Raw genomic sequence first — 18,682 nt, 5'->3', positions numbered from 1 at the left:
ATTATTATACAATTTACTCAATGTAAGATTTATGTAATTTTTCTATTTATTTTATACATATTATCAATACCTATACAATTGTAAATAATTTTTATTATTAATTATCCTGCAAAAATATTTGTTTATTGAGACAATTAAATATATTTGTAACAACAAACATAAAAAGCGCTTATATTAAAATATTGTCGACATTTTTGAACTAATCAAATACAATATTAAGTGATTCCTGACGAGGAAGAATATTATTACAAATTTTAAACTCTATAAGTAAACTATTTGCTCTTAGAGAATTTTTTCTAACTTTTTATGAACAAAACAACACAAAATAACCTAACAACTAAAGAGCCTATAGCATTAGTCGGAATTGGCTGTAAATTTCCGGGAAATGTTAATGGACCTAGTCAATTTTGGGATGCCTTAAAAAATGGAGAAAACGGCATTTCAGAAGTTCCAAGTGATAGGTGGGATATCAAATCATATTACAATCCTGATCCCAATCGCGCAGGAAAAATCAAGTCTTTCAAAGGCGGCTTCATTGATGATATCAAAGAATTTGATGCGGAGTTCTATGGTATTTACCCAAAAGAAGCTGACCGAATAGACCCTCAGCAAAGATTGCTTTTGCAAGCCTCATTTGAAGCAATGGAAGATGCCGGAGCAAAACTAGAGGATATGAAAGGAAGCAAAACCAGTGTATTCATGGGCGTATTCATGAATGATTATTGGGATATACAAGCTTCCAGCGAACAAAAAGATAAAATCAGCGCGCATGTGCCTATGGGGGTTTCCTTAACCTCTATAGCCAATAGGCTTTCTTATGTTTACGACTTAAAAGGGCCCAGCGTAACACTTGACACTGCCTGCTCATCATCATTAGTGGGAGTTCACTTAGCTTGCAACAGTATTTGGAATGGAGAAGCTGAACAAGCGCTTGCGGGGGGTGTAAACCTCATTCTAAGGCCTGAGTCATCTATCATGATGTCCAAAGGAAACTTTCTATGTCCTGATGGATATTGCAAACCGTTTTCATCTAAAGCAAATGGATATGTTCGAAGCGAAGGGGCTGGAGTTGTTTTATTAATGCCTCTTTCCAAAGCTATTGAAAATGGCTACAACATTTATGCGACAATCAAAGGGTCTGCGGTAAATTCCGACGGATATACAGAAGATGGCTTTACAGTGCCAAGTCCAGATAGTCAAGCCGTTATGCTTAATGATGCTTGCGAAGCGGCTGGAGTTTCTCCTTTGGATGTCCAATATGTAGAGGCTCATGGCACAGGAACACCAGTGGGTGATCCAATAGAGACTAAAGCTTTTTCAATGGTGTTTGGCAAGGAAAGAGCAAAAAATGATCCACTTATAATAGGCTCCGTAAAAAGTAATATCGGCCACTTGGAAGCTGCGGCAGGTATAGCTGGTTTAATCAAAGCCTCATTATGTGTTAAAAACAAGCAAATCCCTCAAATCCTGCATTTTGACAATCCAAATCCAAATATTCCTTTTAGTGACTATAACCTAAAAGTGGCTGACAGGCTACTGGATTTTCCTCACCAAGACAAAAAACTGCTCGTGGGTGTAAACTCATTTGGCGCAGGGGGGACAAATGCCCACGTGGTATTGGAAGAATTCATTCCTGAAGTAAAAGATTCAAATACTTTAAACAATATAAAAGACGTTTCAATCTTTTCTATTAGCGGCCAAACAGCACAAGCACTGAATGCTAATATCCTTCAGTATATTGATTTCATTGAATCCAGTGAATTATCTCTTGAAGAAATTTGCAAGTCTACGCTCAAGCACCGATCCAACCTCAACCATAAATTTGCAGCTTCTGTGCGCAATAAAACGGAACTCATTGACGCCTTAAATGCTTACTTGGAAGGTGAAAATAGACCGGGAATCATTGCTCAACAAGAAGTGAGTGACTTTATACCTAAAGTTGGCTTCATATACTCAGGTCAAGGGCCTCAGTGGTTTGCCATGGGCAGACAGTTGATTGAAAACGATGAGAAATTCAAGAATATCATTTTAAAAATTGAATCGTATTTCTCCGAAATCGCTAATTGGTCGCTATTGGAAGAAATGCTAAAAAGCGAAGAAGATTCAAAAATTAGTGATACTCGCATTGCGCAACCTGCCATCATGGCGATCCAAATAGCTCTTACAGAACTATGGAAAAGAAATGGCATCATGCCGGAGGGGGTTGTCGGACACTCAATAGGTGAAGTCGCAGCAGCTTATGCATCTGGCTCATTGACTTTGAAGCAAGCTGTTCAAGTTATCTACCACAGAAGCCGTGGACAAAACAAAGCTAGCGGAAAAGGAAAAATGCTTGCTGTCGGCAAGGACCTAGAATTTTGCCTTGAAGCCATCAAAGGTCATGAAGACCGCGTTTCAATTGGCGCTATCAATGGACCTGAAATGATTACCCTTTCTGGAGATACAGAACCTTTGGAGGAAATCGCAGCTAAACTTGACAAGCAGGATATTTTCCATAGATTCCTAAGAGTCACTGTGCCTTTCCATAGCCATCATATGGAAGAGCTGAAAGATGAATTGATAGATTCTTTGAGTGATCTAATTCCAGCTAAAGCAACGCTTCCACTTTACTCTACGGTTACTGGAAAACTTGAAAATGGGAAACATCTAATAAGCGAATATTGGTATGCTAATGTAAGGGAAGCTGTCTATTTTTCACAAGCTCTTGAGGAAATGATCAAAGATGGTTTCAATACCTTCATTGAAATCGCTCCTCATCCAGTATTAGCGGCAGGCGCGGAGCAATTACTTAATAAAATGGACAAAAAAGGCGTCTTGCTTCCTTCTATTAGAAGAAAAGAGGACGAAGCTGTCATTTTCAATCGCTCTTTAGCTCACTTAAGCCAACTTGGCGTAACCCTTGACTTGGAAAAAATATTTCCAAATGTTAAAACGACAATCGATCTTCCAAAATATGCTTGGCAAAAACAAACATATTGGTTCGAAACTCGAGAACACGAAGATCAAAGAATTGGAAGAAGGCAACATCCTTACCTCAAAAGAGAAATCAAATCAAGTGTTCATGCCAACAACTTGACATGGGAAGTTGAGCTTGACAAGGAAGTTCATCCATTTATTGAAGATCATAAAGTAGACGGCGTAATCATTTTCCCTGGAACGGGACACTTGGAAATAGCTAGAGCTGCCGCAGAAGCCTCTTTTGGTGAAAAATTCGCATTTCTAGAAAATGTAAATTTCGAATCCGCTCTATTTCTGCCAGACGAAGGCGATATTCCGCATATCAGATTGGAAGTTTCTTCTGAAGAAGGAAAATACTGGATCACAACACAAGAAAAAAATGCTGCGGATAAAAACGTTTGGACCAAGCATTCCAATGGCAAGATTAACTACATCGGAGACGAGTTTAATCGCAATTACGCAGAATTAAACGATATCAAGGGGAGAGTAAGGTACAGAAAACCGATCACTCCTATGTACAAGGAGTTAAAGTCAGGCGGTCTTTACTATGGCGATACTTTCAAAGCTGTCACAGGACTTTGGACTGCTGATGGGGAAGTATTGAGTGAGGTAAGTTTGCATAATTCTTTGGATTATGGCATCGAGCAATACGGAATACATCCAGCGATTCTAGACGCTTGCTTGCATACTATATTCGCCGCTAAACAAAGTACAGAGGAAGAAAAACGAGGGATTTACCTGCCTGTCCATATCGATAGGTTCAAAATGTTCGATCAACCGGGCACAAAAAAGGTATGGAGTTATGTTAAAGTCAAAGAAGCCAGCAATGACTACTTGAAAGGCGACTATATAATCTTTAACGATGAAGGCCAAATAATTGCAGAAATACAAGGTCTAGATTGTAAATACATTCAAGGATCTCGTGGAGAATCGAAATACGATGCATACAAAGGCTGTTATGAATATGAGTGGATTCAATCTTCAGGATTGGAAGAGATGGAAGCTTCAGAGAACAAGCATGTGTTGATCTTTGGAGACAACCTATCTAAATCGGATTCGCTTCGCAATGAATTATCAAGCAAAGGGGCCAAAGTGTCCTCTATCCTCGATATCAATTCAGCGGAATCCATTGATAGACATATAAAATTTGTCGATTTCAGCAATGATGAAGCAATAAAAGAAGCGCTTGGACAGATTATCAATGCGCAAAAAATTGATCAGATCATCATTCTGCCATCACTAGACGCTGGCTTTGATGAAAATATGGCTGCGCTTGATTTAGACTCACAACAGTCTAAGATGTCCATGAAAGTCATTTCAATTTTGAAAGTCATCTCCGAGCAGAATATAACGCCGAAAACATGGATACTTTCAACTGGTAATGAAATCGTAACCGGCGAAGAGACAGAAATCAACTTGCCACTAGCAGGTCTTTACGGTATTGGTAGGGTAATGATCAATGAATATCCTCAAGTTCCTGTTCAAATCGTTGATATGCCTCAGAGCATAGAAGAAGAGGATTGGCTGGCATTGACAGATACATTATTCTGGAAAAACAATAAAATAAAAGAAAAAGAATTCGCGATTAGAAACGGCGAACTATTCTTTAGAAGGCTTAATCCTGTCAACGGTGAAACCGTTGAAATGGAATTGGGTGCCAAGAATGTATCATCAACAGGAAATCCATACAGAGCGGAAGTCCAAGACAAGGGAATCTTGGACTCTATGAGAATGAGAGAATTTAAGCCGCAAACCATAGAAGCCAATGATGTGGAAATTGAAGTGAAAGCTGTCGGGTTGAACTTCAAAGATGTCATGAATAGCATGAGCATGCTGGAAGATGAAGCGGTTGAAGGCGGTGTCGCAGGAAAAACCCTTGGTCTGGAATGCTCTGGTATTGTTAAAACTGTTGGTGAAAATGTCACTGAATTCAAATCAGGAGATGAAGTTATCGCTTGGACAGCTCACGGTTTGGCAGGCCTTACAACCACATCAAAGCATTGTGTAGTTAAAAAGCCGGAGAACATCAGTTTTAAAGAAGCGGCATCTTTAACAGTAGTTTTCCTTACCGCTCATTATTCTCTGAACTACCTTGGAAGAATGCGCAAGGGAGACAGGGTTCTTATACACGCGGCATCAGGCGGAGTCGGTATTGCTGCGATTCAATTAGCTCAACTTGTAGGAGCAGAAGTATATGCCACAGCAGGTAGTGAAGAAAAAAGAGAATTCGTCAGAAACATGGGCGTGAAATTCGTCTATGATTCAAGAAGCCTTCATTTCTATGACAATATCATGAAGGACACAAATGGAGAAGGCGTTGATATAGTTCTTAATTCTTTGCCGGGCAAATACTTGACGCAAAGTATGAGATGCCTAAGATCATTTGGTAGATTCATTGAAATAGGAAAAGCTGACATTTATGATGATGCGATGCTATCATTGAAAAAGTTCGGCCAAAATATTTCATTTCATGCTGTTGACCTTGACAGGCTCATGTTGCAAAGACCTCAGCTTGGACAGGATCTATATCTTGAAATAGCATCGATGTTTGCAAATGGAGAGCTAAAACCACATCCAATCAAGTCATTTCCAATGAGCAAAGCTAGCGAAGCATTGCAATACTTGACAAAGGTGCAGCATATTGGCAAGGTGGTGATCAGCAATGAGAATGATCAAGTGGAAATGCTACCTACAAATCAAATCCATTTTGACTCAGAATTCACTTACGTAGTAACGGGAGGGGCGAGTGGCTTTGGTCTTGAATTGGCGAAATGGCTAGTGGATGAAGGAGCTCGAAATCTAGTATTGATCAGTAGAAGTGGAGCCAAGTCTGACTATGACAAAGAGGTAATAGCCAATATGGAGCAACTTGGAGCTAAAATTAGCTTGCCAAAAGTCGATATTACAGATGAGCAAGCTATTGCAGATCTATTCCAAAATCTTCCAAACGAAGGATTCCCTCAAGTAAAAGGAATCATCCATAGCGCGGCGGTATTGGCTGATTCAACTATCGCAAACCTTACGGAAGAACGATTCAAGCAAGTTTTCAATCCAAAAGTATTGGGCGCATGGAACCTGCACAAAGCCTCGGAAGGGCAGCCTCTTGACTTCTTCTTGATGCTATCATCTATATCATCAGTATTCGGATTGCCGGGTCAAGCCAACTATTCAGCGGCTAACAACTTCTTGGACAAATTGGCTATCTATCGCCAACAAAAAGGTCTAGCAGGAAATTCGGTGAACATTGGTGTTCTTGGCAACTACGCAGGTATGTCAAGAGATGGAGGCAACGTTCTAAATGTATTGTCCAACCAAGGCTGGGTAATCTTAACGCTTAAGCAAATCAAAGAAAAAATCGCTAAAATCATTCTACAAAATAAATCGGTAAGAATGGCTGCGAATATTGATTGGAAACGCTTTAGAGAATTCTTCATACATTTGAACAATGACGCCAGATTCGCGCATCTGATGAATTCCGACGCTCAGAAGGACGGAGGTTCATCAGCGACATTAAAAGATCAGCTGCTCTCCGATGTGGAAAAAAGCAATGATATCTTAATCGAAAAGCTAACAGAAGCTCTGGCGAAAGTTTTGGGCACATCGCCTGAAAAAATTGATCCAGCGACACCTATTTCAAATTTAGGACTGGATTCATTGATGCTTAATCAGCTTAGAAACTGGATTTTGCAAAAAGTAGAGGTAAACTATCCTTTGATGAAAATAGCAAAAGGTCCAAGCTTGGTTGATCTGTCTGCTGATCTAATTCAATCACTGAATGAAGAAAGCGATGAAGAGTCTGAATCGACCTCAATAGATCCTGCTAATAATTTATCCGATGATGTTGAGATGGTCAATGACTGGTTGCTGCATGTAAAAAATGACAATAGCGAAGCTGCGGAACTAAGAGTCTTCACTTTCCATCCGGTTGGAGCGGGAGCATCTATGTTTGGACAGTTTATGCTCGAGGCGCCTGAAAACACTGATTTCTATTCATTCCAATTGCCTGGAAGAGAAAACAGGGGAGAAGAGAAACCTTACAGCGATATGCAAGAGCTAATTCCAGACATGGCCGAGGTGATCTTGCCGTTGCTTGACAGGCCTTTCGCATTCTTTGGACATAGTTTTGGAGGTATTGTAGCTTTTGAACTTATCAGATATCTAAGAAAGCATCATGGCAAGCACCCTGTTCACTTATTCTGTTCGGGAACTATTGCTCCTCAATTAACGGGAACATGGAAAAATAGGGATGTTATTAGCCAAACTGCTATTCGCTCTGTCTCTGAAGAAAGGTTGTTCAATTTGATGTCGTATATAGACGATGAAGACTTTGTGAGACAAATTCTTCCAGTTATGAGAAACGACATGCCTTTGATCATGAGTTATCCTTATCAAGCAGAAGAACCTTTAACATGTCCGATTACTGTATTCTCCGCAGAAGAAGACGAGGTAGTTCTCGCTTTAGAGATGGCAAAGTGGGAAGCGCAAACGAATGCCGAATTCCGTCAAGAAATCGTACACGGAGATCACTGGTTCTTGAGTAGAAACAAAGATTTTGTTATCCAGGTGCTTACAGAAGAACTGAACAAAACATTCAGCATGGAAGCTCTTGCTTAATTTTTTAATTTTTATCATAAATGTCTTCAATGCATGTTGGAGGCATTTTTCTTTTTTATGAATAACATATATATCGAAGAGTTTCGATGGAATGATCGAAACTATAAAATAGCTTTAGGCATCAGCGATGAAAACAATAATTTCGAAAGCCTCCATGACATTGAAAAAAAAGAGTTAAATGAAAACACTTATGATAAAGAACGGTCAAATGCGTACATAAATTCTAGAATCCTTGCCAAAGAAGCAGCGCATAAAATTGGATTGACAACAAATATAGATGACTTTCATATAGAAAAAGGGATCCTAGGCCAACCTCTACTTAAGGGAATTAATCATGATTATCAAATAAGTATCTCTCATTCAAAAAACATAGCTACGATTCTGCTTTACCCTTCAGAGTTGCTAATGGGAATAGACATTGAACAACAAAGAGACGACCTGCCCAAATTGATTAAAAATGAACTGTCAACTCAAGAAAAATATTCTATTGAAAAACATGCTTTTCCATCACGAAAAGCACTGGAAATTTGGACCGCCAAAGAGGCTCTGGCTAAAACTATTAAAACAGGTTTGTCAATCAGCTCGGTGACACTCGAAACAAAAAACAAAGGATATCGACAGTATACATATCCTCATGCAACAACCTTTAAAGCAATTACACATCATTTGCAACAAAACTACTGCCTGTGCATATGCATGCCAAACATTAATCATTTAAACATATTTAACAACAATATATCTCAATAATCCATTTAAAATGAATTCTTTTTGATTAAGTTTGAAGTTAAACAAAATCAAATAATGAAATTACCAAAAACATTCTTTTTATTATCGCTAATATTTGTTTCTATTCAAAGTTTCGGGCAGCAAAATGAGAATAATCCAGTCTATGACAATGGCATATACATCAACCCTACGCAATTGCTTCTTAAGGAAATAATTCTTAGCTATGAACATTTCCACAAAGACAATTTCTCAGTGGAATACTCATTAGGCTATAAAATAGCAAAATATGATGAAAATACATCTTATCATGGAGATTATATATTCATTGAAAACTCTTACATGCTAGACCCTAATCTTCAAGCTTTATATATCTCAGTAGCGCCTACACTATACTTTATATCCACTCCTCCCAGAAAGTTTTTTCTAGGGTTTGAGGTATTCAATCGCTATTATTGGATGAATGACAAACTATTTCATAATGACGAACAAAATCTTGATTATAGACGTACTCAAAGAAATAATGTCACAGGACTAAAAGTAATTATAGGTACTAACGCTCAAATTAATCTCTCGCATAAACACTTGATAAACGTCAAATTTTATACAGGATTGGGCTTAAGGTACAAAATCGAAACTTACAAGGAAAACTATAACATAAACCCCGAGATCAATATAGGAAGTTTAACTTATAGAGACGATACTTTTGTTCCATCACTGCAACTAGGATTGAAAATTGGCATCGCCAAGAAAAAAGAAATATTATAACGTCCAATGCTCGAAAATCAACCTTATGATTGAAAACATATGATTAATATTATCTGGATGCTATAATTGCATTAAAAAACTATGGAACAAGCATCACTGATTAAAAACCTGGAATACAATGACAACAAACCTGCGGTAAGTCTTCTTTTTGAAAACGAAGTGTCCAAAGAAGTCAGAATTCTCATGAAATCAGGCCAAATTATGAAAGAGCACAAAACCTCTTATCAAATTACTGTAGAACTTTTCGAAGGCAAAATCGAGTTTGGTGTCAATGGAAAAATCAAAGTTATCGAAAAAGGAGATATTCTTTCATTAGCTTCAAATACACCACATGACTTGAGAGCTTTGGAAAACAGCATTATAAGATTAAGCCTTTCAAAAAATGACTTCGTCAATCGCGTAAAAGATGTTGCAAACTCATAAAGCATAAAGCATGCTCACTAAATTATTAGCGAGCATGCTACTTTAATTCCACATTCTAAGTAACTTGCAAGCAAAAAAAATGCACATCATACTAGGAGCAAGCCCCAACCCTGACAGGTATGCGTATCAAGCGACAATTTTGTTGCAATCGTATAACTATAAAGCTTTTCCTGTTGGCATAAAAGACGGAAAAATCGGAGCTGCTAACATCTTGTCACAATTGCCTGAAGGAGAAATCGATACAATAACGCTATATCTAAACCCTTTTCATCAAGAAAAATGGCTGAATGAAATCATAGCGCGCAAACCCAAACGCATAATTTTCAACCCCGGCTCGGAGAATATCAAGTTAGAAATGATAGCCCAAGATCATGGCATCATAACTCAAAGAGCTTGCACATTGGTACTCTTGCGTACTGGACAATATGATCAATACTAAAAAGAAGTATTTCATTAAGATAAATCAACATAATAATGGCAATGATAAGCTTAATCAAACGATATAATTTTGAAAAGCCTAGTTGAGAAAAACGATGCTTTTACAACACGTCGTCTGATGTGGCATTTCCATTGGACTCCACCTTCTTAAGCTCTACATTATCATTGCCTTAAATCTCTTTTAGATTGCCAAACCCTTCTTTTATTTTCTTGAGGCATTTTCCTTGGTTATTCCAAAGTCCATATCGTCCAAAAAACAAAATATTTAAGTCATTCAGCGACTTTCTTTGCTTTAGCGACTAATATTATAGATAAAATAATCAAAACAACGCCTATCAAATGTACTGGCTTAAGCAATTCACCGAAGAAAATCACACCAAGTATTATACTTGTGATTGGCTCCATCGTGCTCAACAAGGAAGCATCTGAAGCTCCTATCAATTGAGCTCCTTTGGCAAATAGCATAATCGCAATAAATGTTGAAACAAATGCTAAGCCGCCCAATGCGAAATACTCTTCTCCACTACTCGGTGTAAAAAATCCACCGTCAAAGTAAGCCCATAAACTCAAAATTATTGAGGAGAATCCAAACATATAGAAATTGATAATCGAAGTCTCCAAATTTCGCAACTTATGATGCGTGATTGAAATAATATAAATCGCGTATGTCACAGCTGAGAGTATTGCCAAAGCCATTCCTTTAAGACTATTGCTTTCAAATGACAATTCGGAAATCAATACAATACCTATCATTGACAAAGCTACTGATGCCGCCTTTCTTAATGTAAACTTGAGTCTAAACAACATTACAGATATCAAAACAGTAAAAGCGGGATAAGCAAAGTGCAAAGCCATGGCCAGGCCCGATGAAACATATTGAAAGCTCATGAACAACATTGAAGTAGTCAAGCACATACCTACCAAAGCGATAATAAAAATCCTAATCAAAGACGATCTGTCAATTCTCAAATCTATCTTCTTACATCTAATCCAGCCCAAAGCTAACAAAGCTCCCAAAAAAAACCTATAAGCTAAAACTGCTTGAGGGGTAGCTCCAGTTGAATAAAGAGTCTTCGCAAAATAAGGCATCAAACCAAACAATACTGATGATAACATCACATAAAACGCTCCGATATTATATTTCTTCTTCATATAAATTACCATATCCATTTTCAAACAGACGCTTCAATTGGATATAAAATTGTATAGAGAAGCTCATTTATTTATTAAAAAGAATTTTCAGCTGAAGCTCATTGAATCACTTTTATTCAACGCATCTTAAATTTTAACTATTTATATAATTTAAGTTTTCAATCATGTGATTTTATCCAAGCAAAAATAAATACACATTGACAACATCATATATATATAATTAAATAAAAATCACATTTTAATACATCTCAATTATTTAAATGCAATTAAATTTACTAAAACTCACAAAAAAAGAAATGTAATTCAATTCAACACCTTATAACTCAATTATAATATATTTGCATACATAAACTCTATGTCAAATAAGACATAATGCTCATTGAAACAAATCCAATAACATTAATAAATGCATGTTGATAGCACGCATTTTACCTTTTCTCAAGAACCTATAGGTTTTATTATAATTTTCAACTTTTAAATTTCAGAACAATGCAAGATTTAACAACAGCAGAATTACTCTCAATCAATGGTGGCGTTACGATCGGCGAAGTATGGGACGGCATCAAAGAATTCTTCGGAGGATTGCTTAATGGGTTCATTGACGGTCTAAGAAGAAGATAATTTTATTTCAAACCATTAAAACTTACAGTCATGCAAGAACTATCAACAGCAGAACTAACGGCTATCAGCGGTGGATCAATCATCGATCAAATCGGATACGCTATCGGCTATGTGCTAGGATTATTCGTAAGAAGTTTATTCTAGTAAAAAGTCGCTTAAGCGTTTTTACAAAAAAGCTGCGAGGTCGGGGACGCCTGAAATCGCAGCCCTAAAACATTCAAACAGTCATTTGGTTATATACTAACCGATTCTCCGAATATTATGCAATGGGCTGTTACGACCAAAAATCCACAACGAAGAACGTCCGTGTGACAAACTCCAGGCGATTTTCTATTGGCAAAATAGCTCCGCAAACTGAATTCCCAATTCAAGCGATGTTTGATAGCGGGCTTATCGCTGAAGAAGCTCAGATATGCCCTTGGGACAAAATAGGAGAAATTGAAAACTACAGGACATTTCCAGTCAGGAAAAATACACCCGTTATCGTTGATTTCAAAGAAACAGCAAACCCTGCCTTCGCGCCAAGCGAAACATGGGTGAAAATCATCTATAATGGCGAAGCATATGCCATCAATGCATCTAAAATGATGGATAAGCCTGGTTGGATGCTTCCCAAAGATTATTATAGCTTTACAAGCATGGTAAGCTGGCTTAAATGGACATGGCTGGAATATCAAAAATCGCCTCTAGCTATCAAAGAATCTCTTCATGAGTACTGCTATAAAAAAGCGAAGTTCAAGCAACAGCTCACAACAGCCTTTGCCCATAGCGAAGCGAAAGCTGCCCCTGAAGACTTTCAAAGAATTTTAGCTAAATGCTTATTAAATCTTGACGTAAAAGAACTCTATTACCAACAGATGCGATCAGGGGAAAAAATATCCGTTGACGCAACACTGCCAAAACTGTTTGCATCCCATGAACAAGGCTACTATCATGTGAGCAATGACAAAAAAGAAGAGCAGGAAGAAGGAAAGAGAAGCAAATTAAAAATTTACTTAAACGCAAGAACTGAATTTCTTGAGCCTATCACGGCCTATCTCTATCAGCATCTTATGAAGGAGCTAAATTTATTGGAGGTCTTCAAAGTAAGCACGGCTCAACAATCCTACTTAGTAAAAGACGTAATCGTACTTTATCCATTACATGACCATGACCTTGATCGTATTTTGTCTGATCTAGAAAGTTTCTTCTCTACGAAAAGCGACAAATGGCTGTTTGAAAGCGTAATGCCCTCAACACAAATACTCATGCCTGGAATATCCTGGGGGGAGGATCCTCTATCTGGATACGATCTCGGGAAAAAAACTCTTCAAGGAGCTTCGGAAGAGAAATGGCAAGCTATCAGAGAAAAAACAAATCCTCTTCACATGACTGGAGCATCTAAAATGATGAAAGCATTCATGTCTCCATTTGCAAGGCCTGAGCTTGAAAGATTATGGGTCGGTCTTCCAGAACATGCTTCTCAAGGCCTGCCAATTGATAGTTTGGAAGAACTCTCACGACTTACCATGAAAGTATACGGCATCAATCTCGAAGATGACATGGAAAGACTGTCAGAAAGTGGAGTTCTAAGAAACCCCAATGGGAGAGCTACAGAACCTCATCATAACTTCAGAAGCTCCAATCAATCCCTAAGAGCATATTTGCTAGCTGAAACGCTTGGAGAAAAAATGCCCGAATCATTTGAAGAGCTTTTCATTAGATACACGCGTAAACTGGAAGACGCAAGAGTAAACCCACAGTCTCCTCATCTCAACACTCATTAATCATTCAAATATTGCGCTTTCGACTTCATCCCATTCACCAAAAGTTCTCTGATTCAATGCAAGCTTTTTTTCCTTGCTCAATGTAAAATATTGATTAACTAAGGTTAATAGTTTTCTTCTCATATGAAGAAAATAACCCAACATCTGATCCCAATAAGATTCAAAAAAAGCGAAAACTTCATCCAACTTGTCCCATTCGTATTCCTTAACACCATGAGCCAAGTGGTATTGTTCCGGAACACCATGCCAAGTTGCATCGACTTGCTCCATCCAAACTTTAGCTAAATTTTGAAAATGGATATCGCCTCTTTTTTCAGCCATGACAAATAAGAAATTGCCCAAAGTAAAGGCCTGTACATAAGCCTCCTCACTTTGCAATTCAGTAAGCAAAATGGGTGTTTTCGTCAAACTCAGTTTAATGCAAGTATTCAAAAATAAATCGTCCAAGCCTGATTGCTTCATACGGTCCATTCCATATGGAATAACATCTTGAAGGGAAAATGAATTCCACTTTGGTATTTTAGGAGGCTCGTAAGATTCTTTAATCGCATCAAAAAGCTTAAGCATTTGGGCATCAGATTGCAACTTTTCCGGATGATAAAGACATCTCCGTATTTCCGCTTCATTTTTCTTCTTGCATGCCATGAATCTTTCATAGCTTTTGCTAACGATATTGGTCGTTTGAGCATCGAATTTACCAACTAATGGCACAAATGATCTTTCATATGATCGATCAGGTATATCGGCGAATTTTGAGAGCCCCGCCAAAGCGGGAATATCAATAAAGCCAATATCTCGTTCCCAATACTCTGGATCCAAATAATCATCCACCTTTATTTGACCAGCGTGTTTTTTCTTCTTCTTTTTGCTTGGTTTGGACTTTAATACTGTACTTGAAGATTCCAACGTTAAACCTTCCATCTCGTCAACAAGATCCATCGAAGATAATGTGCTACAAGATTCTTCCTTAGGTTTATGCTTGGCTGAAAGCTTTGTCTTTGAATCAATGACTAAAGGAATACCCGCTTTTCGCAACCATTGAGAAGAACGCTGCATTACTAAGGCTAGATCGGGTAATTGAGCCGTTTTCTCGTCGGGATAGAAAACCTTATGCAAAGGATCCTCGACAAACACATATCGAGAGGCGTCCCTTGATGGGCTATAGTGAATTTCCGATACGCTCAAACTCACAAATTTATGATTGTCAACAGAAGTCTTCGAATCATAATCTATCGTCAGATGTGGATAATCGGAACCGGATGGCAATAAAATGCCACGCCGTGAAGCGCAATGGTCAAACCTTCTTTTATAATCAGGATTCCTAACGTAAGAAGCATACCATTCATCCGAAGGTATGTCAAGCCGCATGCATTGCAAAGGCATCTTAAAGGAAGGAGGGACTTTGTCGATACTCCTTTCACGCGTATTCGATTTGATATTGGACCTGAGTCCTTTTATGTATTGAAAATCCCTCATCTACTGCACAAGTAAACAAAGCATCTCACATCTTGTTACAGCTTAGCTCTGTCTAAAATGCTTCCGTCACCGAAAAATAAAATGCTCGATCGCCATTAGGTCCGAAGCCCATATCCGCTCTAAAATTGATTTTATCATTAGGCAATAACTGAAAACGCCCTCCAAAACCATATACGGTTTTGATATCATTGAACAGATTATGATCGAACTTCTCAGACGTATTACCGATCCCGACAAAGGCCGCGGCTGAAAATCGCCACCATAAATGCTGTCTTATTTCAGCCTGTGTGAAAAAATTATTTTTATCCGCGTATTTGGCTGGATGCGATATGCCTCTCATTCCCCTGCTTCCTCCAAACCTTGGCAATTTATAAAAAGGAGCATCGCCTTGTGTTGAATTCACAACTCCTTGGATGGCTAAAATGGTTTTATCCTCCTTCAACGTCACATATTTTCTCATATCCAAATTATAGGACTGAAAATCAAAATCGCTTCCTAATGCTTTATCGTAAAAAATAGCTGAAACACTCAACAAACTTCCATTTGTAGGATAAAGCGTATTATCCCGAGTATCAAATTTAATCGTAGGCCCAACTCCCAAAGCAGCGCCTTCTTCAAAACCTACAATGTCCTGATTGAAACTTCCGCCAGTCACATCAAAATGACGAGCATACATCATATCGGCCTTCACTCCGACAAAAAACACATCATTGATATTTCTCAACAACTCTAGGTACCAAAAAAAGCGTTCTGTGTTATAAGTCGACCTTTCTTCTTCTTCCAAAGGATCTCCTACTCCGTAAAAAACATCTTGATATTTCAAATAATTCAAACGGCTCACAATGCTCCATTTTCCCTTGATGAATGACACAAAATCCGTCTCTATATTAACTTGTCCTTTGGTGGAAAAAGAAAATTGAGGCATTATTGTCGTCGGCCGGTAAAATCTCCCTTGAGAAACAGTATCTTTTGGCGCGAATCGAAAAACAGGCATTAAGCCTATCTCAACACCCTTATATTCTTCATAATCCATTACTGGAAAAATTCCAAAGGAAAACCTTCCTTTTTCATAGGTCATCAAGTCCATCACATTGGTAATGGTATTGCTCACAAAATTCATCTCTTGCTGAGTAGAATCTGTATCAACATTGGAGCTTCCAAATTGCGCGAATGAACTATTGAATGACCAAAATATAGAAAGCAAAACAAAGATAAAATATCTCTTCATTCTGCAAATTTAATACATATTTAGTCAAAATAATTACTTATCTGAAAATTTTCAACAAGCGTCTAAAAATCAAGGATAAGGACAAGCTTTACAACCATTACCACAACAAAATTTTCTTCTAAGCAGATACCAACTCGTAAATACAAATCTTCCAACATTATCTATATTATAGTCCAAGCCTTCTATTGGCCTATACCCTTCGGTTAACGGTGGTATCAACGCATGATTTTCAATACTCTCTTTAGCTTTTAACGTAAGCTCATTGGCTCTTTCTATAATCCTCGTTTTCATGCATACAGGACATAGACATTTGGCATTCGGATCACAAGGCAAGATTGATGGATAGTCAGCACACCAACAAGAACTACTGCCACAAGTCTGGCAACCAAAACTGCTTCCGCATGATGGACATTGCTTTTCACTCATTTTCATCAAAACATTTCAATAAAACAATAATTTCCATGCACAAGCTTTTCTCCAAAAGAAACATCAATTTTCTTCTTGAATATAGGTGCATTAACCACTAAAGTATGGTATTCTCCATTTTCACCACAAGCGTCCACGCCTCTTGCCTCTAGCTCGCTAACCAATTCTCTTGTGATTTTTCTTCCTAAAAAATCAATTCCCAAGTCCGTATTGCATGAAACAATAATAGCTTCCACTCCGGAATCGATCATTTCATATACCAACTCTTTTCTGTCTTTCAACCATAAAGGAAGATAAGCGACTACATCGGCCTGAGCAGAAACTTTTTCTTCCCACTCTCTGTGCGGTTCCAAGTCGATATCGCCAAATACAACAGTCTCATAATAGTTCTCGGATTTAATATCCTTTAATTCCTTTATATATTTGCTTTCATAATCACCCCAAGTTGAAGGCACTTTATAAATCGGAAGCTCCAAAACTGCTGCTTGTCGTTCCAATACCTCTCCCGGAATAGCATGCGATCGTGATATTTGTCCATTCTCATTCATCATATTCAATAAACCGACAGCTTCATATCCATTCTGTATTGCCTTGACCAATGCGAAACAACTATCCTTTCCTCCGCTCCATGATGCGATGCATTTTTTCATATCTCTGTTTAAAAAAGTCTATGCAACAAATTTACCCATTAACGGTTAATAATTATGTTCAAAAAGCCCGAAATGCATTCTTCGTACAGACTATCATCAAAAAATTCAGTCAGCCAAAGAAAAAGATCAAATCGCACGCAATCAATTGCTAAATCAACCGCATTATCGGACTCTCAAGAATCCATTCAACCTCCTGTGCAATTCTTCAATGGAGAACACGATTCCGATATCATCCAAAGAAAAGTCGGATTCGAATTTGAAACTGGGTGGAAAGTATCGAAAGAGGAAATACAGACTGGTCCAAGAGGACGGGATTATATCAAACGAACTCCATTGAAAAAAAGAGACCCCATAGGAGTAGGAAGTCACGATGGCTTTAAGCTAGAAGCCGACAAAGCGGAAAATGACAGATCTGAAATCGAATTCATTATTTATCCGCCTCTTGATGAAACGCCTTTAGGCCTTGTCAAGCTCAACAAAGTAATGTCGGATATGGTCGGAATAGGGGCAGAGCTTTTAAAGTTCTCTCACCGAAGGTCTTTTTTACTTAGTGAAGCTACAGGACTAATGGAGGATTCTCAATTTGTCGTATATCCTAATGATGCTGAATTGGGAGCAGGGCCTCAGATAACTTCAGGCCTTGATTTATCAAAACTTCCTTATTTGCTGACCGCTTCAAATGCTTCCACTCAAGCGCCAAAAGAACTGATGAGCTCATTGAGACATTTTGCCAAAGCCGGAGCGAAAGTTATAAACAACTTAGGCAGAGCTCAAATAAGTCCAGAAATGCACGGACTGCTTACTATCATGGTATCTTACCTTGAAGCCGGCAGAGGCCAAATCGGTCTTCTTGACAGGTCTTATAGTCAATATGACGATCTCACAAAAGCAAACTTGGCAGTGGAATATCCAAAAATCATTGCCGATGTTATTATGGCCAGAACTGATTTTGGCGGTTTGTTCAATTTGTTACCAAGCGAAGAACAAGAAGCTCTTAGGGCTGAACCTGAAAAATGGTTGGATTTAGTTATTGGAGCGGCCGGTGGATACAAAGAATATGACCCATTTGAGTCCGTAATTGAAAGAGGCATACAAAAAGACATTTATAGCGACAACCCTTCCGTTGAAGAATTTCCAACCAGCAGATACGAATGGATTATGGACATTCCTAAAGGCAGAGACAGAATGTCCGAATTTCCAGGCAATCTATCCATGGGATACCTCGGCAAAAAAACCGAACTAGTTGGCAATGGCATTGAAGGTGGAATTTTTGAATTCAGAGGCGCGCAAGCCAACAAACTGCCGCTTAAAAGGTGGCATTCATTCGCTCTAGAATCATTTTCATACATATCAGCACTTAACGGACGGTCTCTAGGGGAATACTAGGCTCATTCAAAACAACCATGAATGAACCATAAGACTTATTTGCCTTCTCCAAC

14 protein-coding genes are annotated in these 18,682 nt (G+C 38.2%); 9 read left to right on the top strand and 5 right to left on the bottom strand.

All coding sequences use genetic code 11. The features are described 5' to 3' along the window. The first annotated feature begins 306 nt into the window (after positions 1-306). The 5 genes from AABK36_RS22225 to AABK36_RS22205 all read left to right on the top strand — a co-directional run bounded on the left by AABK36_RS22225 (position 307) and on the right by AABK36_RS22205 (position 9,925). Positions 307-7,572: an SDR family NAD(P)-dependent oxidoreductase gene (locus AABK36_RS22225; protein ID WP_309940894.1), complete on the top strand. Its 7,266-nt coding sequence runs from the start codon at positions 307-309 to the stop codon at positions 7,570-7,572. 33 nt (positions 7,573-7,605) lie between these two features. Then, positions 7,606-8,319: a 4'-phosphopantetheinyl transferase family protein gene (locus tag AABK36_RS22220; protein ID WP_338390334.1), complete on the top strand. Its 714-nt coding sequence runs from the start codon at positions 7,606-7,608 to the stop codon at positions 8,317-8,319. 54 nt (positions 8,320-8,373) lie between these two features. Continuing rightward, positions 8,374-9,063 carry a hypothetical protein gene (locus AABK36_RS22215; RefSeq protein WP_309940901.1) on the top strand — a complete coding sequence of 230 codons (690 nt, stop codon included), beginning with the start codon at positions 8,374-8,376 and terminating at the stop codon, positions 9,061-9,063. 81 nt (positions 9,064-9,144) lie between these two features. Beyond that, entirely contained in the window at positions 9,145-9,486 is a 342-nt protein-coding gene (locus tag AABK36_RS22210; protein WP_309940903.1) for a cupin domain-containing protein, read from the top strand. A 79-nt stretch (positions 9,487-9,565) separates the two neighbouring features. After that, entirely contained in the window at positions 9,566-9,925 is a 360-nt protein-coding gene (locus AABK36_RS22205; RefSeq protein ID WP_309940905.1) for a CoA-binding protein, read from the top strand. A 269-nt stretch (positions 9,926-10,194) separates the two neighbouring features. Here the strand turns inward: AABK36_RS22205 and AABK36_RS22200 are convergent, their stop codons facing one another. Beyond that, on the bottom strand, positions 10,195-11,076 hold the full coding sequence (locus AABK36_RS22200; RefSeq protein WP_309940908.1) for a DMT family transporter: 882 nt from the start codon (positions 11,074-11,076) through the stop codon (positions 10,195-10,197). Between the two features lie 489 nt (positions 11,077-11,565). On the opposite strand from AABK36_RS22200, the gene AABK36_RS22195 reads away from it, so the two are divergent. From AABK36_RS22195 to AABK36_RS22185, 3 genes are all read left to right on the top strand, one after another. Then, positions 11,566-11,697, top strand: coding sequence for a hypothetical protein (locus tag AABK36_RS22195; protein WP_309940909.1), 132 nt, complete (start codon positions 11,566-11,568; stop codon positions 11,695-11,697). Between the two features lie 30 nt (positions 11,698-11,727). Continuing rightward, positions 11,728-11,841, top strand: coding sequence for a bacteriocin (locus AABK36_RS22190; RefSeq protein ID WP_309940913.1), 114 nt, complete (start codon positions 11,728-11,730; stop codon positions 11,839-11,841). Positions 11,842-11,963: 122 nt separating this feature from the next. Next, the gene (locus AABK36_RS22185) at positions 11,964-13,463 is read left to right on the top strand and encodes a T3SS effector HopA1 family protein (protein WP_309940916.1); all 1,500 of its coding nucleotides are present in this window, start codon (positions 11,964-11,966) and stop codon (positions 13,461-13,463) included. Here the strand turns inward: AABK36_RS22185 and AABK36_RS22180 are convergent, their stop codons facing one another. From AABK36_RS22180 to AABK36_RS22165, 4 genes are all read right to left on the bottom strand, one after another. Further along, positions 13,464-14,939, bottom strand: coding sequence for a hypothetical protein (locus tag AABK36_RS22180; RefSeq protein ID WP_309940918.1), 1,476 nt, complete (start codon positions 14,937-14,939; stop codon positions 13,464-13,466). 52 nt (positions 14,940-14,991) lie between these two features. Then, complete coding sequence (locus AABK36_RS22175) at positions 14,992-16,167, bottom strand: BamA/TamA family outer membrane protein (protein ID WP_309940921.1); 1,176 nt, start codon at positions 16,165-16,167, stop codon at positions 14,992-14,994. Positions 16,168-16,236: 69 nt separating this feature from the next. Then, a complete protein-coding gene (locus AABK36_RS22170) occupies positions 16,237-16,593 on the bottom strand; it encodes a DUF5522 domain-containing protein (RefSeq protein ID WP_309940923.1) in 357 nt (118 codons plus the stop codon). 5 nt (positions 16,594-16,598) lie between these two features. Further along, positions 16,599-17,243, bottom strand: coding sequence for a Dph6-related ATP pyrophosphatase (locus AABK36_RS22165; RefSeq protein ID WP_309940926.1), 645 nt, complete (start codon positions 17,241-17,243; stop codon positions 16,599-16,601). A 54-nt stretch (positions 17,244-17,297) separates the two neighbouring features. On the opposite strand from AABK36_RS22165, the gene AABK36_RS22160 reads away from it, so the two are divergent. Next, positions 17,298-18,629: a hypothetical protein gene (locus tag AABK36_RS22160; protein WP_309940929.1), complete on the top strand. Its 1,332-nt coding sequence runs from the start codon at positions 17,298-17,300 to the stop codon at positions 18,627-18,629. Positions 18,630-18,682 lie beyond the last annotated feature (53 nt).

The organism is Aureibacter tunicatorum, from assembly GCF_036492635.1.
GTDB lineage: Bacteria > Bacteroidota > Bacteroidia > Cytophagales > Cyclobacteriaceae > Aureibacter > Aureibacter tunicatorum.
Note: the sequence above shows the minus strand (reverse complement) of the source record. Positions and strands in the feature narration are given on the sequence as shown.